At 68.0% G+C, this 21339-nt stretch carries 14 protein-coding genes; 6 read left to right on the top strand and 8 right to left on the bottom strand.

Translation table 11 applies throughout. The features are described from left to right. Positions 1-83 precede the first annotated feature (83 nt). The 3 genes from ACT54R_RS06510 (at position 84) to ACT54R_RS06500 (ending at position 5158) form a co-directional block, all read left to right on the top strand. A complete protein-coding gene (locus ACT54R_RS06510; RefSeq protein ID WP_476324698.1) occupies positions 84-701 on the top strand; it encodes a TetR/AcrR family transcriptional regulator in 618 nt (205 codons plus the stop codon). Positions 702-803: 102 nt separating this feature from the next. Further along, positions 804-2042 (top strand): efflux RND transporter periplasmic adaptor subunit, encoded by a 1239-nt coding sequence (locus ACT54R_RS06505; protein ID WP_476324696.1) that lies wholly within the window; start codon positions 804-806, stop codon positions 2040-2042. Then, complete coding sequence (locus ACT54R_RS06500; RefSeq protein ID WP_476324694.1) at positions 2039-5158, top strand: efflux RND transporter permease subunit; 3120 nt, start codon at positions 2039-2041, stop codon at positions 5156-5158. Before ACT54R_RS06505 ends, ACT54R_RS06500 begins: the two co-directional genes overlap by 4 nt. Before the next feature lie 124 nt (positions 5159-5282). On the opposite strand, the gene ACT54R_RS06495 is transcribed toward ACT54R_RS06500, so the two are convergent. Continuing rightward, the gene (locus ACT54R_RS06495; RefSeq protein WP_476324692.1) at positions 5283-5864 is read right to left on the bottom strand and encodes an HdeD family acid-resistance protein; all 582 of its coding nucleotides are present in this window, start codon (positions 5862-5864) and stop codon (positions 5283-5285) included. A 183-nt stretch (positions 5865-6047) separates the two neighbouring features. Then, complete coding sequence (locus ACT54R_RS06490) at positions 6048-7277, bottom strand: L,D-transpeptidase (RefSeq protein WP_476324690.1); 1230 nt, start codon at positions 7275-7277, stop codon at positions 6048-6050. Positions 7278-7514: 237 nt separating this feature from the next. Between ACT54R_RS06490 and ACT54R_RS06485 the strand changes: the two genes are divergently transcribed. From ACT54R_RS06485 to metH, 3 genes are all read left to right on the top strand, one after another. Then, positions 7515-8534: an ArsR/SmtB family transcription factor gene (locus tag ACT54R_RS06485; protein ID WP_476324688.1), complete on the top strand. Its 1020-nt coding sequence runs from the start codon at positions 7515-7517 to the stop codon at positions 8532-8534. Next, the gene (gene metF / locus ACT54R_RS06480) at positions 8534-9475 is read left to right on the top strand and encodes a methylenetetrahydrofolate reductase [NAD(P)H] (RefSeq protein WP_476324686.1); all 942 of its coding nucleotides are present in this window, start codon (positions 8534-8536) and stop codon (positions 9473-9475) included. Before ACT54R_RS06485 ends, metF begins: the two co-directional genes overlap by 1 nt. Positions 9476-9563: 88 nt before the next feature. Beyond that, a complete protein-coding gene (gene metH, locus ACT54R_RS06475) occupies positions 9564-13304 on the top strand; it encodes a methionine synthase (protein WP_476324684.1) in 3741 nt (1246 codons plus the stop codon). A 6-nt stretch (positions 13305-13310) separates the two neighbouring features. On the opposite strand, the gene rsmA is transcribed toward metH, so the two are convergent. The 6 genes from rsmA to ACT54R_RS06445 form a co-directional block, all read right to left on the bottom strand. Then, on the bottom strand, positions 13311-14189 hold the full coding sequence (rsmA, locus tag ACT54R_RS06470; protein WP_476324682.1) for a 16S rRNA (adenine(1518)-N(6)/adenine(1519)-N(6))-dimethyltransferase RsmA: 879 nt from the start codon (positions 14187-14189) through the stop codon (positions 13311-13313). Then, the gene (pdxA, locus tag ACT54R_RS06465; RefSeq protein ID WP_476324680.1) at positions 14186-15250 is read right to left on the bottom strand and encodes a 4-hydroxythreonine-4-phosphate dehydrogenase PdxA; all 1065 of its coding nucleotides are present in this window, start codon (positions 15248-15250) and stop codon (positions 14186-14188) included. Before pdxA ends, rsmA begins: the two co-directional genes overlap by 4 nt. Before the next feature lie 92 nt (positions 15251-15342). Then, positions 15343-16251 (bottom strand): SurA N-terminal domain-containing protein, encoded by a 909-nt coding sequence (locus ACT54R_RS06460; RefSeq protein WP_168459343.1) that lies wholly within the window; start codon positions 16249-16251, stop codon positions 15343-15345. A 97-nt stretch (positions 16252-16348) separates the two neighbouring features. Next, complete coding sequence (locus ACT54R_RS06455; protein WP_476324677.1) at positions 16349-18787, bottom strand: LPS-assembly protein LptD; 2439 nt, start codon at positions 18785-18787, stop codon at positions 16349-16351. Positions 18788-18897: 110 nt separating this feature from the next. After that, a complete protein-coding gene (gene lptG, locus ACT54R_RS06450; RefSeq protein WP_476324675.1) occupies positions 18898-19995 on the bottom strand; it encodes an LPS export ABC transporter permease LptG in 1098 nt (365 codons plus the stop codon). A gap of 2 nt (positions 19996-19997) precedes the next feature. Beyond that, positions 19998-21338 carry an LptF/LptG family permease gene (locus ACT54R_RS06445; RefSeq protein WP_476324673.1) on the bottom strand — a complete coding sequence of 447 codons (1341 nt, stop codon included), beginning with the start codon at positions 21336-21338 and terminating at the stop codon, positions 19998-20000. Position 21339 lies beyond the last annotated feature (1 nt).

Genomic DNA, 21339 nt, shown 5'->3' with positions numbered 1-21339 from the left:
AGATTTTGCGAGACGCGCGAGTCGCGGGCTTGGAAATTCAGAACTGATGATTTATGATAATCGTCAGTTCGTAGGAGTATGACGTGAACATCAGGGTGAAGGAGACGGCAGACGAGACCCGCGAGCGCATCGCGCGCACGGCGGAGGAATTGTTCCGCCGCATGGGTTTCGCTAAGACGGCGGTGGCCGACATCGCCGCCGAACTGGGCATGTCCCCGGCCAACGTCTACCGTTTCTTCCCGTCCAAGACCGCCATCGTCGCCACCATCTGCTCGCGCTGCCTCAACGAGAGCGAGGCCGAGGTGGCCGCGGCCGTTGCCGACGGGGGCTCCCCGCAGGAGCGCATCCTCGCCGCTTATCTCGCCATCATGCGCTATCACAAGGAGAATTTCCTTGAGGAGCGGCGCGTCCACGACATGGTCCTGGTGGCCATCGAGAACAATTGGGACGCCATCGAGGCCCACAAGGCGCGCCTGTGCGACCTGACAGCCCGCGTTCTCGCCGAGGGCATCGCCCAAGGCGTGTTCGTGGCCCATGACCCGGGCAAGATCAGCCGGCACATCCAGAGCGCGCTGCTCCGCTTCTGCCATCCCGTGCTGGTGGCGCAGCATATTGGCGACGAAGATCAAGAGGGCGCGCTGCGCGAGAGCCTCCGGTTCATTCTGAGAAGTATCGAGGTTGAGCGTTCGCCACTGCCCTGACCGGAGTGAGCGAAACGCCGTTCTGCGCCGTAAAAGTGATGATCGACGAAAATCGTCAGTGTTGAGTTCATATTCGATAGGCCCGAGCTACAGGATCGTCCCATGCCCCGCCTCGCTGTTCCGATCCGATCCGGCCGCCACCTCAGGGGCGTCGCCGCGCTGATTCTCGCCGGGTCCGCCCTTTTGCTCGCCGGCTGCGGCCAGGAAAGCCCCGCCAACGCGGGGGAGGCGCCGCCGGCCGGAGGGGCGCCGGCCACGCTCGCCCGCCCGGTGCAGGTGATGACGGTCAGCTTCCGTCCGCGTGAGACGCAGAAAAGCTTCGTCGGTGTCGTCCGCGCCCGCCGCGAGATCGATCTCGCCTTCCGGGTCGGCGGCAAAGTGGTGCAGCGGCTGGTGGAGGTCGGGGATCGCATCGAGCCCAGTACCGTTGTTGCGCGCCTCGACAGGGAAGACCTGAAGCTGGAGCTGGAGAGCGCCAAGGCCGAGATGCAGGCCGCCACCGCCAACCTCGCCCAGACCACCACCGAGGACACCCGCTATCGCGCGCTCACCGCCAAGGGCGCCGCCTCCAACGCCGACCTCGACCGCAAGTCGCTCGCCAAGGACGAGGCCGTGGGCCGGCTCGAACGGGCTAAGCGCTCGCTGGAGCTGGCGGAGAACCGCCTCTCTTATGCCGACCTCGTAACCGATGCGGCCGGAGTCGTCGTCGCGACCTCGGCGGAGCCGGGGCAGGTGGTGGCCTCCGGCCAGACCATCGTGCGCGTCGCCAGGCTGGACGAGAAGGAGGCGCTGGTCTCGCTGCCCGAAACCGCGCTGGCCGACGCCCGCGCCGCCGACGCCGTCGTGACCCTCTGGGCCGATCCCGGCCGCCGCATTCCGGCCCGCCTGCGGGAGCTGTCGCCGCAGGCCGACGCGACATCCCGCACCTATCCCGCCCGCTTCACGCTGGAAGGGGCGGACGAGACCGTGGCGCTGGGCATGACCGCCACCGTGACGCTTCGCCCGAAGGACCAGCAGCAGGTGGCGCGCCTGCCGCTTTCCGCGCTCATCGATCGCGGCCACGGCCCGCAGGTCTTTGTGGTGGATGGCGCGAGCCATGCCATCGTCGCCCGCCCGGTGGAGATCGCCGCTTATACGGGCGACGAGGTGCTGCTCTCGGGCGGTGTCGCACCGGGGGATGCGGTGGTGATCCTCGGGGTTCAGACGCTGCTGCCAGGCCAGAAGGTGCGCACGGTGCAGGCCCCATCCGTGACCGAGGTGGCCGAGCGCCTCCCGTCTGTCGAAACCCGCCGGGCGCAGACGCCGGCCACCGGCGCCAGCGTCGCGGAGCAGCGGCCGTGAGCGCCGCCGGTCCTTCCCCGGACGGCGCCTCGCGCTTCAATCTTTCGCGCTGGGCCATCACCCACCGCGCGCTGACCCTGTTCGCCATCATCCTCCTGGGCGCTGCGGGGGCCTATTCCTATTTCAACCTCGGCCGCGCCGAGGATCCGTCCTTCACCATCAAGGTCATGGTGGTGCAGGCCGCGTGGCCGGGCGCCACCGCCTCCGAGATGCAGGCGCAGGTGGCTGATCCCATCGAGAAGAAGCTGCAATCCCTGCCGCACCTCGACCGGGTGGAGAGCTATTCGCGCCCCGGCGTGTCCTTCGTGCAAGTCTTCCTGCGCGACAACACGCCGGCGAAAGAGGTGAAGGACCTCTGGTACCAGGTGCGCAAGAAGGTTTCCGACGTGCGCGGCGACCTTCCCGCCGGCGTCATCGGGCCCGGCTTCGACGACGAATATGGCGACGTCTATTCCGCCCTCTACATCCTGAGCGGTCAGGGGGCGGCGCCGGCCGAGCTGAAGCGGCAGGCGGAGGTCATCCGCCAGCGTCTGCTGCGCGTGCCGGACGTGGAGAAGGTCGACCTCATCGGCGAGCGGCCGGAGAAGATCTACATCGAGTTCTCTCACGCCCGCCTCGCCAATCTCGGCATCACGCCGCAGCAGGTGTTCGACAGCGTGGCCCGGCAGAACGCCGTGGTGGCGGGAGGGGCGGTGGATACCCGCTCCGACCGCATCAACCTCCGCGTCACCGGGGCCTTCACCGGCGTCGAGGCCATTGCCGAGGTGCCGGTGGCGGTGAACGGCGCGCTGCTGCGTCTCGGCGACATCGCCACGGTCCGGCGCGGCTACGAGGACCCGCCCTCCTTCCTCATGCGCCAGCATGGGCTGCCGGCCATCGGCATTGGCGTGTCCATGGCGCAGGGCGCCAACATCCTCACCCTGGGCGAAAACCTGAAGGTCGCCATGGCCGAGGCCACCGCCGAGCTGCCGCACGGCATCGACGTGACGCAGGTGGCCGATCAGCCGCACATCGTCGGCGAATCGGTGGGCGAGTTCCTGAAGACCTTCCTCGAAGCCCTCGTCATCGTGCTGGTGGTGAGCTTCCTCTCGCTCGGGTTCCGCACCGGCATCGTGGTGGCGCTGTCGGTGCCCCTCGTGCTCGCCATTGTCTTCCTCATCATGTTCTCGGCGGGCATGGACCTCCACCGCATCACGCTGGGCGCGCTCATCATCGCCCTCGGCCTCTTGGTGGACGATGCGATCATCGCCATCGAGATGATGGTGGTGAAGATGGAGGAGGGCTGGGACCGCATGTCCGCCGCCACCTTCGCCTGGACCTCCACCGCTTTTCCCATGCTCACCGGTACGCTGGTGACGGCGGCCGGCTTCCTGCCGGTCGGCTTCGCCAAGTCGTCGTCGGGCGAATATGCCGGCGGCATCTTCTGGGTGGTGGGCATCGCGCTCATCGCATCGTGGTTCGTGGCGGTGATCTTCACGCCCTATCTCGGCACGGTGCTGCTGCCGGACATGAAGAAGGCGGGCGGGCATCACGAGATGCACGACGGCCGCCTCTACCGGATGCTGCGCGGGACGCTGGAATTTTGCCTGCGCCACCGCTTCATGGTCATCGGCACCACGGTTCTGATGTTCGCCGGCTCGGTGGTGGCGTTCGGCTTCGTGCAGCAGCAGTTCTTCCCCACCTCCACCCGGCCCGAGCTGTTCCTCGAAATCCGCCTGCCGGAAGGCACCTCCATCACCGTCACCGAAGCGACGGCGAAGAAGGCGGAGGCCCTCGTCGGAGACGATCCGGATGTCGCCACCCGCACCACTTATGTGGGCCGCGGCGCGCCGCGCTTCTGGCTCGGCCTCAATCCGGTGCTGCCCAATCCCAACTTCGCGCAGATCGTGATCGTGGCGAAGGATGTGGCCGCCCGCGAGCGGTTGAAGGCCCGGCTCGACGCAGAGCTGGCCGAAGGCGCCCTGTCCGAGGCGCGCGTGCGCGTGGACCGCTTCGTGTTCGGCCCGCCGGTGGGCTTCCCGGTGCAGTTCCGCGTGGTGGGGCCGGACCCCATCGCGGTGCGCGACATCGCCGAGAAGGTTCGGCTGGTGATGGCGTCCGACAAGGACGTGATCGACCCGCATCTCAATTGGGGCGAGCAGGTCAAGTCCATCACCCTGACCGTCGATCAGGACCGCGCCCGGGCGCTCGGCACCTCGCCGCGCGACATCGCCGAGACGCTGCAGACCCTGCTTCAGGGCTATGCCATCACCCAGCTGCGCGAGGGCAATTTGCTCATCGACGTGATGGCGCGGGCCGTGCCGGAGGAGCGGGTTGACCTCGAACACCTCGCCGCGCTCACCGTCACCACCCGCAATGGCCTCGCCGTGCCGCTCGGACAGGTGGCCCGCATCGGCTATGCCCATGAGGAGCCGATCCTGTGGCGGCGCGACCGCGACCTCGTGCTGACCGTGCGCGGCGATGTGCGGGACGGCGTGCAGCCGCCGGACGTGACCACTCGCCTCCTGCCCAAGCTGGCGCAGCTCAAGGCGGAGCTGCCGCCCGCCTACCGCATCGAGACCGGCGGCTCCATCGAGGAAAGCGCCAAGGCCAATGCCTCGCTGGCGGCGGTGTTCCCGGTGATGATCCTGGTGATGCTGACGCTGCTGATGATCCAGCTGCAGAGCTTCTCGCGCCTTGCCCTGGTGCTGGCGACCGCCCCCCTCGGCCTCATCGGCGCGGCGGCGGCTCTGCTCATCGCGCACCGGCCGTTCGGCTTCGTGGCGCTGCTGGGCCTCATCGCGCTCGCCGGCATGATCATGCGCAATACCGTGATCCTGGTAGATCAGATCGACCACGACATCCGCGAGGGGGCGACGCCCCACCGCGCCATCGTGGAGGCGACGCTGCGGCGGGCCCGGCCCGTGGTGCTCACCGCGCTTGCCGCCGTGCTCGGCATGATCCCGCTGGCGGAAAGCGTGTTCTGGGGTCCGATGGCGGTAACCATCATGGGCGGCCTTCTGGTCGCGACCGTGCTCACTTTGCTGGTGGTGCCGGCGCTCTATGCGACCTGGTTCCGCGTGAAGGTCACGGAGGGGGAGACCGCGCCGGCCGCGCTGCCGCAGCCTGCGGAGTGATCGTCATCATCTGAACAGGACGCGCCCCGACGCCCCCCGGGGCCGTCCGCTCCGCCCGTTCCCGGCAACGCCCCCGCCGCGGACGGGCGGGGCGGTTTTTCCAACGTCGAGCGAACGGAGCGACTCAGTCCTTCTTCTCGCGCAGGGCGAGGCCGAACATCAGCGTGCCGACGCCGTTGACGATGAGGTCCACGCCGAGGAAGAGGCCGAGGATGTAGACCGAGTTCACCGGCCAGCGGGCGATGATGATGAGGCCGAGCAGCAGGGTGACGATGCCGGAGACCACGATCCAGCCCCAGCCCTTGCCGTGCTGGGAGCCGAAGCCGGCGAAGACCCGGAAGATGCCCTCGACGGCGAGCGCCACGCCGATCATCAGCGTGAGCACACCGGCGCCGAGCAGCGGGTTGTACATGATGAGGGCGCCGGCCACGACGTAGAGCACGCCCGCCAGCAGCCAGTAGAAGAAGCGTCCCCAGCCCTGCACCCGGAAGGCATGGATAACCTGCACCACACCGCCCACCAGAATCAGCGCGCCCACATAGAGGGCGGTGACGACCGTGGAGGCCAGCACGTGCGCGAGGGCGACGAAGCCGAGCACGATGAAGGCGATGCCGAGCACAGCGAACCAGCCCCAGCTGGCGCGTACCGCGTGCAGCTGGTCGGCGATGGTGGAAGCGGGGGTGGGCGCAGATGCAGGCGTGGACATGGGCCTCTCCTGTCAGCTTGATCGCTGCTGGGGCCATCATATCGAACAGGAACGCCGCGCACAGTGGTCTTCCGCTCCGGCAAATTGCGGAGCCCGCGACCGGCCAAGGGCGCCTTAAACAGCAAACGGCCCGGCGTGGGCCGGGCCGTCTGGGTCCTGTTTTCCCGGCGGACCGGGATGCGCTCAGCGCTGCGCGGCGGGCTTGCCGGCCGAAGCGGTCGAGACGGGCGCCGGAGCGGCATTGGCCTGGGGGGCGGAGCTGCCCTTGGGCAGAATCACCACCTTGGTGCCGACCTTGGCGCGGTCATAGAGATCTTCCACATCGGCGTTCAGCATGCGGAAGCAGCCGGAGGACACGAACTTGCCGATGGTCTGCGGCTCGTTGGTGCCGTGGATGCGATAGACCGTGCCGCCGAGATACATGGTGCGTGCGCCCAGCGGATTGCCGGGGCCGCCGGCCATGAAGCGCGGCAGGTAGGGCTGGCGCTCGATCATCTCGGACGGCGGGCGCCAGTCGGCCCATTCCTTCTTCGCGGTGATCTTCTCGGTGCCGGCCCAGGTGAAGCCTTCGCGGCCGACGCCGATGCCGTAACGCACGGCCTTGCCGCCGCCGAGGACGAAATAGAGGTAGGTGTTCGGCGTATCGATGACGATGGTGCCGGCCGGCTGGGTGGTCACGTAATCCACCGTCTGGCGGCGGAAGCGCTCCGGCACCGGCTCGGTGGGATCGATGTTCTCGATGCGCGGACCGGACGGCGCCTCGGTGGTACCGGGCACCACGGCGGAGTTGGGACCATAGGAGCCGGCGGGAGCGGGAGCGTTGTTCAGGCTGGCATAAAGCGCATCCTGATCCACCGCGCCGCGGCCGGAGCCGCCATAGCCGGGCTGCTGCTGGCCATAGGCCTGCTGCTGGGGCTCATAGGCGGTCGGGGTCGCCTGGCGTCCGTAGAGATCGGGCGCCGCATTGTAGACCGGCTGGCCGCCATAGGCCTGCTGACCCTGCGCCGGCACCGCGGCCGGGTAGGGACCGGAATCGGGCGCCACGGGCATCGGACGGCTGGCGTAGCCACCGGGCGCGGGCTGCGGATAGCCCTGCTGCGCCGGCTGGGGATACGCCTGCTGGGGATAGCCCTGCTGCTGCTGAGGATAGGCCTGACCCGGCGCCGGGAGATCCGTCCGCTCCACCTGGTCGCGGCGCACCGGCGCCTGCTGACGCGCATACGGGTCCGAATAGCCGGGAGGCGCCTCGCCATAACCGCCGACAGGCGCGGGCGGGAGCGTGCCGGTGGCATCGTCCTGCTGGCCGCCGGGCAGGCTGTAGTTCGGTCCGCCGTAAGGCCCCTGTGCAGAGGCCGGAGCGGCAAGAACGGACGCCCCGAAGGCGGCGAGGAGAAGGGTATTGCGAAGGGTCATGCTTGAGGTGTTAACCGTGAAACGTGACGAAATTGGAAACGGGTCGCGGAAAAATTTGGCCCGTCTGGCGGTAGCTTGTTCCGGCTCTGCAGCTGGTGTCTTGCAACGGCTTTAGGCGCGCTCCTGTTCCCCGGCAATGCGAGATTGCGACAGGCGCGCGATCGTGATCGGCCTGTGGCGCGCGTGCATCGCAGCCCGCACTTGAATGCGGCTCGGTAAGGATATAAAGATATCTTTATGTCAGATCGGCCCGTGCCCGTAGTCTCTTCTTTCGCCGCCGTCCTCGAAGGCCTCAAGGCCGCCGGGGAGGATACGCGCCTGCGTCTTGTCGCCGTCCTGGGCGAGGCGGAACTGACCGTCTCCGATCTCACCGAAATCCTCGGCCAGTCGCAGCCGCGCATCTCGCGGCATCTCAAGCTCCTCGCCGATGCCGGGCTGGTGGATCGCCACCGCGAGGCGAGCTGGGTCTTCTATCGCCGCGCGGCCGAGGGCGCTGGCGGGCGAATCGCCAAGAGTCTCCTCGACCTGCTCGACCGCGACGATCCGGTGCTCGCCGGCGACCGCGCGCGGCTGGAGGCCGTGCGAGCCTCGCGCGCTGCGGCGGCACAGGGCTATTTTGCCGCCCATGCCCGCCAGTGGGACGAGATTCGCCGGCTCCATGTGCCCGAGGCGGCGGTTGAGGCGGCGGTGCGCCGTGCGTTCGCCGGCAAGCCCATTCGCGCGCTGCTGGACCTCGGTACCGGCACGGGGCGGATGCTGGAACTGTTCGCGCCGGACATCGAGCGCGGCATGGGCGTCGATCTCTCTCCCGACATGCTGGGCGTCGCTCGCGCAAATCTGGAGCGCGCGGGCGTGCGCAACTGCCTGCTGCGGCAGAGCGACATCTATGCCGTCCCGGTCCCGCGCGACGCTTTCGACGCGGTGATCGTCCATCAGGTGCTGCATTACCTCGACGACGGCAGCCGCGCGCTGAAGGAAGCGGCGCGGGTGCTGGCGCCCGGCGGACGGCTTCTGGTGGTGGACTTTGCGCCCCATGGCCTCGAGTTCCTGCGCGACGCCCACGCCCACCGTCACCTCGGTTTCGACCGCGCGACGGTGGAGGGCTGGCTCGCCGCCGCGGGCCTCGATCTCGTCTCCTTCGACACCCTCACCCCCGATGGCGGCGCCGGCGACGGCCTGACCGTCTCGCTCTGGCTCGCCCGCGATCCGCGTTACGTGGTGGCCGATGCCGACCTCGCCCACAGGGAGATTGCCTGATGACCACCCCCGCTTCCATTCCCGCCGCCGCGCCCGTGCGGGCCAGCCGGGAGATGGACCGGCCGCCGGTCAACGTCTCCTTCGAGTTCTTCCCGCCCAAGACCGAGGAGATGGAAAAGACCCTGTGGTCCTCCATCCACCGGCTGGCGCCGCTCTCCCCGAGCTTCGTCTCCGTGACCTACGGCGCGGGCGGCTCCACCCGCGAGCGGACCCATGCGACGGTGGCGCGCATCGTGAAAGAGACGGCGCTCCATCCGGCCGCGCACCTCACCTGCGTGGGCGCCAGCCGCGCCGAGATCGACGATGTGGTGCGCGCCTACAAGGACGCTGGCGTGAAGCACATCGTCGCCTTGCGCGGGGATCCGGCGACCGGCGTCGGCACGCAGTACGAGCCGCATCCGGACGGCTATCCTTATGCCTGCGACCTCGTGGAGGGCATCCGCCGCATCGGCGATTTCGAGGTGTCGGTCTCGGCCTATCCCGAGAAGCACCCGGAGAGCGCCAGCCTTGATGCCGACATCGACTATCTGAAGGCCAAGGTGGATGCCGGCGCCACCCGCGCCATCACCCAGTTCTTCTTCGAGAACGACGTCTATTTCCGCTACCTCGACAAGGTGCGCGCCCGGGGCATCGACATCCCCATCCTGCCCGGTCTGCTGCCGGTGACCAACTTCAAGCAGGCGTCCAACTTCGCCACCCGTACCGGGGCATCGGTTCCCGCGTGGCTGCTGAAGCGGTTCGAGGGGCTGGACGACGATGCGGAGACCCGCAAGCTCATCGCCGCGGCCGTGGCGGCCGAGCAGGTGACGGACCTCGTTGATCGTGGCGTCACCGATATCCATTTCTATACGCTGAACCGCGCCGACCTCGTCTACGCCATCTGCCACCTGCTCGGGCTGCGCCCCGATGCCGCGCCGGTGCCGCAGGCGATGGCGGTCTGAGCGCGACTCCATTCCCGCCGGCGCGATGCGCCGGCTTATCCTTCACGGAGGCGCGCCCCCGCGTCGCCCCGAGCCCGAGACCGCCCCGATGACCGCCTCTTCAGCCCACGCCGACACCATCTTCGCCGATCTCGCCAAGGCCGCCTCCGAGCGCATCCTGGTGCTGGACGGCGCCATGGGCACCATGATCCAGCAGTTGAAGCTGGACGAGGCGGGCTATCGCGGCGAACGGTTCAAGGACTGGCCGAGGGATGTGAAGGGCAACAACGACCTTCTCAGCCTCACCCAGCCCGATGCGGTGCGGGCCATCCACCTCGAATATTTCCGCGCCGGTGCGGACATGGTGGAAACCAACACCTTCTCCGGCACCTCCATCGCCCAGGCCGACTACGGCATGGAGGAGATCGTCTACGAGCTGAATTTCGAGAGCGCGAAGCTCGCCCGCGAGGCGGCGGACATTGCGCAGAAGGAGGACGGCCGTCGCCGCTTCGTGGCCGGCGCCTTCGGCCCCACGAACCGCACCGCCTCCATTTCGCCGGACGTGAATGATCCCGGCTTCCGCGCCGTGACCTTCGACGAGCTGGCCGACGCCTATTACGAGCAGGCGCGCGGCCTCGTGGACGGCGGCGCGGACATCCTCCTCGTCGAGACCATCTTCGACACGCTGAACGCCAAGGCGGCGATCTTCGCCATCGAAAAGCTCTATGCGGAGCGGGGTTTCCGCCTGCCGGTGATGATCTCCGGCACGATCACGGACCTTTCCGGCCGCACCCTCTCTGGCCAGACGCCGAGCGCCTTCTGGTATTCGCTGCGCCACGCCAAGCCCTTCTCCATCGGCCTCAACTGCGCCCTCGGTGCCCGCGAGATGCGCGCCCACATCGCCGAGATCGGCCGGGTGGCGGATACGCTGGTGTGCGCCTATCCCAATGCGGGCCTGCCCAACGAATTCGGCATGTATGACGAGAGCCCCGAGGCCATGGCAGCCCTCGTGGGCGAGTTCGCCGCCTCCGGCCTCGTGAACGTGGTGGGCGGCTGCTGCGGCACGACCCCGGCGCACATCCGTGCCATCGCCGAGGTGGTGAAGGGCAAGGCGCCGCGCGAAGTGCCGGAGCTGGAGCCGCGCCTGCGCCTCTCCGGCCTCGAGCCGTTCGAGCTGACCCCGCAGATCCCGTTCGTGAACGTGGGCGAGCGCACCAACGTCACCGGCTCCGCCCGCTTCCGCAAGCTCATCACCACCGGCGACTTCCCCGCCGCCCTCGCGGTGGCGCGGGACCAGGTGGAGAGCGGCGCGCAGGTGATCGACATCAACATGGACGAAGGCCTCCTCGACAGCGAGGCCGCCATGATCACCTTCCTGAACCTCGTCGCCGCCGAGCCGGACATCGCCAAGGTGCCGGTGATGGTCGACAGTTCCAAGTGGGAGATCATCGAGCAGGGCCTGAAGCGGCTTCAGGGCAAGGGCATCGTCAATTCCATCTCGCTCAAGGAGGGCGAGGAGGCCTTCATCGAGAAGGCCCGGCTGGTGCGCGCCTATGGCGCCGCGGTGGTGGTGATGGCCTTCGACGAGGAGGGGCAGGCCGACAGCTACGCCCGCAAGACCTCCATCTGCGAGCGCGCCTACCGCATCCTGACCGAACAGGTCGGCTTCCCGCCGGAAGACATCATCTTCGATCCCAACATCTTCGCGGTGGCGACCGGCATCGAGGAGCATTCAGGCTACGGCGTCGCCTTTATCGACGCCACCCGCTTCATCCGCCAGAGCCTGCCTTACGCCCATGTGTCGGGCGGCGTCTCCAACCTCTCCTTCTCGTTCCGCGGTAACGAGCCGGTGCGCGAGGCGATGCACGCCGTGTTCCTCTATCACGCCATCAAGGCGGGCATGGACATGGGCATCGTCAACGCCGGCCAGCTCGCCGTCTATGACGAGATCGAGCCTAAGCTGCGCGAGGCTTGCGAGGACGTGGTGCTGAACCGCCGTCCCGACGCCACCGAGCGCCTGCTGGAGATCGCCGAGGGCTTCAAGGGCGCGGCCGGCAAGGAGAAGAAGGAGGCTGATCTCGCCTGGCGCACCTGGCCGGTGGAGAAGCGGCTGGAGCACGCCCTCGTCAACGGCATCACCGACTTCGTGGAGGCCGACACCGAGGAGGCCCGCCAGAACGTGGCGCGCCCGCTCCACGTCATCGAGGGCCCGCTGATGGCCGGCATGAACGTGGTGGGCGACCTGTTCGGCGCCGGCAAGATGTTCCTGCCCCAGGTGGTGAAGTCCGCCCGCGTGATGAAGCAGGCGGTGGCCTACCTCATGCCCTTCATGGAGAAGGAAAAGGAGGAGCAGGGCATCACCTCCGCCTCGGCTGCGGGCAAGGTGCTGATGGCCACCGTGAAGGGCGATGTCCATGACATCGGCAAGAACATCGTGGGCGTCGTGCTCCAGTGCAACAATTACGAGGTCATCGACCTCGGCGTGATGGTGCCCACGCAGAAGATCCTGCAGGTGGCCAAGGACGAGAAGGTGGACGTGATCGGCCTCTCCGGCCTCATCACCCCGTCCCTCGACGAGATGGTGAACGTCGCCGCCGAGATGGAGCGCGAGGGCTTCTCGGTGCCTCTCCTCATCGGCGGCGCCACCACCTCGCGCGTCCACACGGCGGTGAAGATCGCGCCCCGCTATGACCGCGGGCAGGCGGTCTATGTCACCGACGCGAGTCGGGCGGTGGGCGTGGTCTCCAACCTGCTCAATGCGGAGACGCGGGGCACCTATGTGGCCGACGTGCGCGCCGAATATGCCAAGCTCGCCGAGGCCCATGCCCGCGCCGACGCCAACAAGCAGCGGCTCACGCTGGCCAAGGCGCGCGAAAATGCGCTGAAGCTGGATTTCTCAGCCCACACGCCGGAAAAGCCCTCCTTCCTCGGCACCCACGTGTTCGAGGACCACGACCTCGCCGACCTCGTGCCCTTTATCGACTGGACGCCCTTCTTCCAGTCCTGGGAACTGACCGGGCGCTATCCCGCCATCCTCGAGGACGCGGTGGTGGGTGAGCCGGCGCGCGCCCTGTTCGCCGATGCGCAGGAGATGCTCGCGAAGATCGTCGCCGAGAAGTGGGTGACGGCCCGTGCCGTGGTGGGCTTCTGGCCCGCGAACGCGGTGGGCGACGACATCCTCTTGTTCCGTGACGACACGCGGAAGACCCCGCTTGCCACGCTTCACACCCTGCGCCAGCAGCTTTCACGGCGGGAAGGGCGGCATAATCTGGCGCTGGCGGATTTCATCGCCCCGCTGGAGAGCGGCGTCGCCGACTATGTAGGCGGCTTCGCGGTCACGGCCGGCATCGGCGAGGAGGACCGCGTGGCGGCCTTCAAGGCGGCCAACGACGATTATTCCGCCATCCTTCTCAAAGCCCTGTGCGATCGCCTCGCGGAGGCCTTCGCGGAGCGCATGCACCATCTGGTGCGCACGAAACTCTGGGGCTATGCGGCCGACGAGGCCCTCCCCAACGATGACCTCATCGCCGAGCGCTATCGCGGCATCCGTCCGGCGCCGGGCTATCCGGCCCAGCCCGACCACACGGAAAAGGCGACGCTCTTCGAGCTGCTGGACGCCACCCACAAGGCCGGCATCCACCTCACCGAGAGCTTCGCCATGTGGCCCGGGGCGGCCGTCTCCGGCCTCTATTTCGCCCACCCCGAGAGCGCCTATTTCGGCGTCGGCCGCATCGAGCGCGATCAGGTGGAGGATTACGCCCGCCGCAAGGGCTGGACCCTGGCAGAGGCCGAGCGCTGGCTCGCCCCCATCCTCAACTACGATCCGGCGCGGGTGGAGGCGGCGGAGTGAAGCCGCCTATTTGAGCGCGGACAGCGCGCCGAACTGGCGGCCGACACCCTCGGAGAAGGCGTTGGCCAGCCGGACGAAGCCGGCCACGTCGATCTCCTCGGCGCGGGCGGTCTCCTCCACGCCGGCGGCGGCGAGCAGGGCCATCGCATCGACGCCGAGGGTCTTCAGGCTCTGCCGCAGCATCTTGCGGCGCTGGCCGAAGGCGGCTTCCGTCACCTTCTCCAGAGCGGACAGCGCGCAGGGCAGGGGCTCCGGCCGCGGCACGAGGTGGATCACCGAGGAGGTGACCTTGGGCGGCGGCACGAAGGCGGAAGGGGCGACATCGAAGGCGATCTTCCCCTTCGTCCGCCAGCCCGCGAGCACCGCGAGACGCCCATAGGCCTTCGAGCCCGGCTCGGCGACGATGCGCTCCGCCACTTCCTTCTGGAACATGAGGGTGAGGGAGGAGAACCACGGCGGCCACGGGTCCGTGGAGAGCCAGCCCACCAGCAGCACGGTGGCGATGTTGTAGGGCAGGTTCGCCACCACCCGCGCCTCTCCATCGCCGATGAGGGGGCGCACGTCCACCTTCAGCGCGTCGCCCTCGATCACCTCCAGCCGGCCGGGATAGTGCGCGGCGACTTCCGCCAGTGCATCCATGCACCGCCGGTCGCGCTCGATGGCGATGACGCGCTTCGCCCCGAGCGCCAGCAGCGCACGGGTGAGCCCACCGGGGCCCGGGCCCACCTCCACGATCGTCACATCTTCCAGCGGCCCGGAGGCGCGGGCGATGCGGCCGGTGAGGTTCAGGTCCAGAAGAAAGTTCTGCCCCAGCGACTTCTGCGCCGAGAGACCATGCTTGCGGATGACGTCGCGCAGCGGCGGCAGGTCGTCGAGCGCGCTCATGCGCGGGCCAGCGCGGGTGCGGGGGCCTGGGATGCCGCCACCTCGGCGTCGGCGAGGCGGCGGGCGAGTCTGAGTGCGGCGATCAGGCTGGAGGGATCGGCGCGGCCCGTGCCGGCGATGTCGAATGCCGTGCCGTGGTCCGGCGAGGTGCGGATGAAGGGCAGGCCGAGGGTCACGTTCACCCCGTCGTGGAAGGCGAGGGTCTTGGCCGGGATCAGCACCTGATCGTGATACATGCCCACCGCCACGTCGTAGCGCGCCCGCGCCTCGGGGTGGAACATGGTGTCGGCGGGCAGGGGGCCGGTGGCGAGGATGCCGTCGCGCTTCAGCGCCTCTACGGCGGGCCGTACGATGGCCTCGTCCTCGCCGCCCAGCGTGCCTTCCTCGCCCGCGTGGGGATTGAGGCCGCAGAAGGCGAGGCGGGGGCGGGCGATGCCGAAGCGCCGCGCCATGTCGCGGGCGACGATGCGGCCGGTCTCCACCAACAGGTCGATGGAGAGCAGGGCCGGCACATCCGCATAGGGCACATGGATGGTGGCCGGCACCACGGCCAGTTGCTCCGACCAGATCATCATCACCGGATGGGGGGCTGGACGACCCGGAGCGGCGGCGCGGTCGGCGAGCCATTCGGTATGGCCGGGGAAGGGAAAACCGGCCTCGTACATGACCGACTTCGCCAGCGGATTGGTAACAAGGGCCGACGCACGCCCATCCTTCACCAGACCAAGGGCGGCCTCAAGGCTCGCTTCCACACTGGCGGCCGACGAGGCGTCCGGGCGGCCGGCGCGGCCGGTGAAGGCCGGGCCGGCGGGCAGAACCGGCAGGGCATTGGCATAGTGCGCGGCCACACCTTCGGGGGTCGTCTCCACGAGCGGGACATCGAGGCCGAGCAGGCGGGCGCGGGCGGAGAGCGCGGCGGGATCGCCCGCGACGATGAAGGGCGGGACAGCCGCAGCGCCGCCTGAAGCGCGGCGGCGCAGAAAGGCGGCGAGCGCGATATCGGGGCCAATGCCGGCGGGATCGCCAAGAGCGAGAACGAGGGGAGACAGGGCGGCCATCAAATGTTCGTCAACAGCTCAGGGAGCAGCGCCCGGTGCGGGCGCGGGCCGACCATAGCACGTCGCCGGCAGACGGCACGTGCCGCCGGCGCGGGTCAGCGGCGGTATTCGATCAGGGCCTGCTTGCGCAGCTCGGCGAGGAACTTCTTGGATTCCGCCGTGAACTGGCTGCTGGTCAGCTCGTCCTTGATCTCGCGCTTCTGGGAACTCTCGCCGCGCACCTCGCGCTTGCCGCACATGGCGAAGGTCTCGACCCCGGCCTGCGCAACCTCGGGCGGGGTGAGCCGGCCCACTTCGGTCTTGTCGAGAATCTGCTTGAGCTGGGCGGGCACTTCGGAGGACAGGCGCGTCACCTTGGGGCGGACCACGACCTCCTTCATGGACTTCACCATCTGGGCGCCGCTGTCGCAATCGGTGAAGCGGGCGCGAAGGGCGTTGGCCTCCGCAAGGCGGGCGCTGTGGGTGCTGGCGTTGCGCGGCACCACGAAGACGATGGGCATAAGGGTGTATTCGGTGGCGACCAGCTGTGTTTCCCCGCGCTTCTGCAAGGCGGCGATCACGTCGGCGTCGCGGATGTTCACAGTGCCGGAGCGGGCGCGCACATACTGGCCCCAGACATAATCGGCGAGCAGCTTCTGCTTGAACGTGCGGTCGTCCATGCCCTGCTGCTTGAAACCGGACGACAGCTGCTCGGGTGTGCGGCCGGACCGCTCGGCCACCGAGGCGAACAGGCGGTCGACGTCCTTCTGGTCCACGTCGAGCTTGAGGCGGAAGGCCTGCTGGATCTTGAGGCGCTCGTCGATCAACTCCTCCAGCGCCTCCTTGGCGCCGATGGGCTTGCGCTCGATGAGGCTGTGCAGGAGCTGGCGCTGGGAGACGTCGTAGCTGGTGATCGGATCGCCGTTGACGACGACCACGACCTGCTGCGCACGGGCCGGCGTGCCCGCGGCGAGCACGGGAAGGAGGAGGGCGACGGCGAGGAGAAGAAGGCGTACGAGCGGCATGGTCCTGTCCGGGGGCTGCCTGCGACTTGTGTCTTCATCCTGTGGCGGCAATGCGGCTTCGCGAGCGTGGCCATGACGCCTGCCGCCGCAGCCGGCATCAATTCGAGGATTCGGAGCCGAAGCTGGTGGAGAAGCCGCCTTCGCCGAGGGTCCGCAGGCCGATGCGGAACATCACCTTGGTCACCGGCGGCGCGTTGGGGCCGTTGAGGGTGTAGTCGGAGATGTAGTTCAGGGCGAGGGTGAAGCAGTCGTCGATATAGCTGAGGCCGAGCAGGGTGTAGTCCACCTCGCCGGCGGCGAAATCGTAGCGGATGGCGCCACGGATGGCCCAGTTGTCGGTCAGCTTGTAGGAGGCGTTGGTGTAGATGCCCTCGCGGGGATCGTAATAGCCGAGCAGCGGCTGGGCCTCGTAGCGGCCGTAGGTGACGGCGATGTTGAACTTGTCGATTTCGGCCCGCGCCTGCAACTCGAACCGCTGCATGGAGAAATTCTGCTCGTCGAAGCGGAAGCGGGTCACGAACTCAAGATATTTGGTGGGCGAGTAGCCGAACTTGGCGATGTAGTCCGACGCGGCGGTCTCCAGGCCCGATTCGAGGCCGGTGTTGGCCATGTCGCCGTAGGCGTAGGAGTTCTTGCCGAACAGATTGTAGGACTGGCCGACCACGGCAGTGAACAGGCCGGCGCCGTTGATGGCGGCCGTGTAGGTCACGCCGAGGTTCAGGCGGCTGCCGCCCTCGACCCGGTCGTAGCCGGAATACTTGTTCACCTCGAACAGGTTGGTGTCGTCGAACACCAGGCTCTGGGCGTCCTCGTTCGGGAACTTGCCGATGTTGCTCTCGTTCGGGCGGATGATGACCTGCGCCCGGGGCTCGATGGTCTGAGTGCCCCAGCTCTCCGCCGAGATGAAGGGATATTTGTAGTCGACGCCGACCGCGGGCATGGCGCGGATGAGGTCGTCGCTGCCGGACTGGAGCGGGTTCTGGCCAGGGAAGGTGGGGCCGAACTGGTAGCTCGCGGGCAGGTAGGAGGTGTTGACCGAGGCCACGTCCACGCGCGCCGTGACGAACGGCGTCCACTGCTGGCCGAGGGGATCGGTGATGGTCTTCTTCCAGTAGACGTCGCCGGACAGGCGCGTGTAGTCGCCCGGCGCGCCGCGCAGCAGGCATTCCTTCGCGTTCGGCGACCACAGGGTGCAGGCACCGGTCGGCACGCCGACGCTGCCGACGGCGGACGTCAGCTCGGAGGTGCCGATGAAGTCGGCCTGGTCGCGGGTCAGGCTGGTGAGGTTCACCTTGAACCCGGCCTCGCCGCCCCACAGGGCCTTGTCCAACACCTTGCTGTAGTTGAGCGTGCCGACGATGGGCTGGCGCTGCTGGTCGTCGGTCACGGCGAGGCCGAGGAAGTACAGGCCGCGCAGGTCGAAATAGGAGCGGTCGCCCTGGCCGGTCAGGTAGACGGTGGACGTCTTGGTGGTGGTCGTGTCCGGGATCAGGTTGTAGTCGCGCAGGAACGTGCGGTCCGACGCCACGGTGGCATCCCAGCCGAAGGTCCAGAACTTGTTCAGGGCGAAGGCGCCGGAGCTTTCCACCGCGCCGCGGTCCTCACGGTATCCGGGAAGGATCTCCGTGATGCCATTGGAGGTGGTAATGAAGTCCTGCGGATTCTGCTGCACGATGCCGGCGGCGCGAATGGTGTAGCTGCCGTTGATGAGGCGCTGGCGCCACTCTCCCTGCATCAGCACGCCCTGCTGGGTCAGGAAGGCGGGCGTGAGGGTCAGGTCGCGGTCGGGCGCGATGTTCCAGAAGAAGGGAACCGCGACGCCATAGCCGATCTGGCTCGAGGAGAAGAACTCCGGCATCAGGAAGCCGGTCTTGCGCTTCACCGTCGGGTCGGGCGACGACATGTACGGGAAATAGGCCACCGGCAGGCCGAAGAACTCGACCCAGGCGTCCTCGTAATAGACCATCTTCTCGTCGTCGTTGTGGATGATCTTCTTGGCTTTGATCTGCCACAGCGGCGGCTTGGAGGGGTCGTCCTTGCACGGCTCGCAGGCCGTGTAGATGCCGTTCTGGAACACGGTGATGTTGCCGTCGGTCCGGTCGGCCCGGATGGCGGCGAAGTGGGTGTTGTCCGGCGTGTCGAGGCGCAGGGAATCGATGAAGCCCTGCTTGAAGTCCTGCGTCAGCTGCAGGGTGTCGGCGGTGACGATCTTGCCGTCGTTGTCCTTGAGGCGGGCGTTGCCTTCCGCGCGCAGGGTGTTGGCCTTGCGGTCCAGCACCACGCGGTGCGCCTCGAGGGTGGAGCCGTCGTAATAGATCTGGACGTTGCCGACCGCCGCGACCGTGTCCTTCTGGTAGTCGTATTCGAGCTGGTCGGCCGTCACCAGCATCTTCTGGTTCGGGTCGAGCTGGCGCGCGCTGAGGAGATTGCTGCCCGGCGACTGGTTCTGCCCCGCCTGCGCCGCGACCGGCTGGGCGGTCTGCGCACGGGCGCTGCCCATCGGCGCGAGGAGGGCGACGAGGCCGGCAAAGATCAAGCTGAAGGCGGCAGCCGAAGGGGCGCGTCGAGACGCGCGACCGCCCATTCCCCGCGCAGCTGCGCGAAGGCCCTTGGCAGTCATCCCTACGGCGGGGGGATGCCCGACCGTCATCCGTCCTCCCGGTGCAACAGAATGAGCGCCCCCAGCAAAATCCCGGTCACCGCAGGAAACCACGCAGCAGCAACGGGATGAACGATTCCAGCCTCACCAAGATCCTCGGCGAGCTTGGTCCCAACATAAAGCAGAAAGCCCGCAAGCACGCCACCGAGAATCGTCTGCCCCACCCCGCCGAAGCGGAACACACGCAGCCCCACGACCGCGGCAATGAGGACCATTGCCACCAGCAGAAACGGCTTCGCCAGAAGGCTCTGGAGCTGCAGGCGGTATTTTTCCGCGCCGAAGCCGGATTGTTCTGCACTGCGAATAGCCGACGGGAGTTGCCAGAACGACACGGTTTCCGGGGCGATCAGCGAATCCTGAATCTGCCTCGGGTCCAGCTTGGTGGCGATCAGGTAGGTATCATAGGAGGCGAGATCGAGCCCCGGAACGAGCACCTTGGCGCCGGTAAGAATCCATGCACCATCTCCCAAAGTTGCAGATTTGGCCTCCACACGCTCCATGAAGTTTCCGGCCGGGTCGAACTCGAAGATCACCACCCCGGACAGTACCCGGCCACCTTGTCGGGAGGACTGCGCCTGGATGATGGACTGGCCGTCCACGCTCTGCTGGCGAATCCAGAAATCCTTCTTCCCCTGCGTGAGGCCAGGGGTGCCGCCGCCGCTGGCGAAGATGTCGCCCTCGATCTGGTTCGCCCGCTCCTTGAAGTCGGCGGAGATCGGGTTGAACACGCAGGTGGCGAAGATGCCCACCAGAAAGGCCACCAGCACCGGCGGGGTGATGAACTGCCAGACCGAGAGCCCCACCGCCCGCGCCACCACCAGTTCCAGCCGGCGGGACAGGATGACGAAGGTCACCATGCCGCCGAACAGGACCGCAAACGGCAGCAGTTGCTCCGTGAAGGCGGGGGCGCGGTAGAGGGTGAGCAGGGCCAGGAGGCTCACTGTCACCTGGTCGCGGTCGGCAGTGCGCCGCGCCATCTCCAGGAAGTCCACGAGCACGATCAGCGTGACGCAGGACAGGAAGATGACCGCCACGGCATGGCCGAAGCGGCGCGCGAAATAGAAGCCGAGGATGCGTCCGATCATCGTCAGGCGGCCGCCCGCCGCGAGAACCGCGCCCGGATCGCCTCGCCGAGCGCGGTCAGCGCTGCCGGCGGGGAGAGGCGGATCCAGCCTTGCAGCACCATGGCGCAGATGATGACGGTGACGATGGGCAGCGCATAGATCAGCGGCACCGCAGCCGCATTGGCCTTCAACTGGCCGGCGATGGCGAAATTGCCGATCTGTACCAGCCCCATGGCCGGGATGATGGCCGTGAGCGCCGCGCCCCGGCTCTGGCGGGTCGTGCGCGGCTGGGCGAGCGCGGCGGCGGCGATGGCGAAGAAGGCCATGGGATAAAGCCCGGCCGACAGGCGCTTGTGGAGTTCCTCCCGGTAGCGCCCGGGGAAGAACCGCACGTACATGTCCTCGGCCGGCGGGTTCATCACATAGAGCAACGGGCGCTCCATGGGCTTGATGTCCACGCCCTTGGTGTCGGGCGCCAGCGAGGACAGGTCGAAGGCGTAGCGCTGGAATTCCACCACCGAGGAATTGGCGGCCTGGCTGTCGGAGCGTCCCTGCTTCTGGTCCCCGGCGGCGGCCGGAGCGACCGCCGCTGCGGAGGGCGTGGTCGAATCGGCGCCCTTGGCGGCCGGCTTGCCGCCATTCTGCGCCGCGAGCTTGGCGCGGGCGGCGGCGCGGGCCTCTTCGGGAGTCGGCTGGGGCGTCGCCTCAGTCTTCCAGAGGTCGCCGCCGCGCCGGTGGATGGAGCCGTTCTCCAGCACCAGGAAGATGCCGGCCTTGCTCTCGACGATCTGGCCGCGATCCGCGAGGTAGGTAGAAACCTCCTTCTCGCGGGCGTCGTTGATGAAGATGCCGCGCATCACGCCATTGGCGGAGCGCTCGCGCACGTGGAAGACGAGGCCCTGCGTCAGGTTCACGAAGCGACCGGGCTGGGCGACGAACGACACCACGTCCGCGCGCACCTTCGTCACTTGCTCGCGGAAGCTGGTGAGGCTGGCCGGCACCACATGGACCGCGAGCGAGGAGCAGAACAGGGAGACCAGAATCGCCAGCAGGATAAGCGGGCGCAGCAGGCGCCACGGCCCCATTCCGGCAGCCGCCATCACCACGATCTCGCTGTCGCCGTTGAGCTTCAGCAGCGTGTAAGCGGTGGCGATGAAGAGCGCTGCTGGCGCAATCACCAGCACCAGGGTCGGCATGGTGAGGCTGGTGATGGCGATGAAGGCCAGGATGGTCTGCCCCTGGCTTGTTACCAGGTCGAGCTGGCGCAGGGCCTGCGTCGCCCAGATCATCCCGGCGAGCACGACCACGACCCCCAGGAAGGCGACAGCCGCCGTGGAGAAGATGTAGCGATCCAGACGGCCCATC

It is taken from the genome of Xanthobacter sp. DMC47 (genome assembly GCF_056313845.1).
This window is presented reverse-complemented; position numbering and strand designations above follow the sequence as displayed.

Coding starts and splice junctions, on each gene's coding strand:
- ACT54R_RS06505 (WP_476324696.1), top strand. CDS start 804: ATGCCCCGCCTCGCTGTTCCGATCCGATCCGGCCGCCACCTCAGGGGC.
- ACT54R_RS06495 (WP_476324692.1), bottom strand. CDS start 5,864: ATGTCCACGCCTGCATCTGCGCCCACCCCCGCTTCCACCATCGCCGAC.
- ACT54R_RS06490 (WP_476324690.1), bottom strand. CDS start 7,277: ATGACCCTTCGCAATACCCTTCTCCTCGCCGCCTTCGGGGCGTCCGTT.
- ACT54R_RS06485 (WP_476324688.1), top strand. CDS start 7,515: ATGTCAGATCGGCCCGTGCCCGTAGTCTCTTCTTTCGCCGCCGTCCTC.
- metF (WP_476324686.1), top strand. CDS start 8,534: ATGACCACCCCCGCTTCCATTCCCGCCGCCGCGCCCGTGCGGGCCAGC.
- metH (WP_476324684.1), top strand. CDS start 9,564: ATGACCGCCTCTTCAGCCCACGCCGACACCATCTTCGCCGATCTCGCC.
- rsmA (WP_476324682.1), bottom strand. CDS start 14,189: ATGAGCGCGCTCGACGACCTGCCGCCGCTGCGCGACGTCATCCGCAAG.
- ACT54R_RS06460 (WP_168459343.1), bottom strand. CDS start 16,251: ATGCCGCTCGTACGCCTTCTTCTCCTCGCCGTCGCCCTCCTCCTTCCC.
- lptG (WP_476324675.1), bottom strand. CDS start 19,995: ATGATCGGACGCATCCTCGGCTTCTATTTCGCGCGCCGCTTCGGCCAT.
- ACT54R_RS06445 (WP_476324673.1), bottom strand. CDS start 21,338: ATGGGCCGTCTGGATCGCTACATCTTCTCCACGGCGGCTGTCGCCTTC.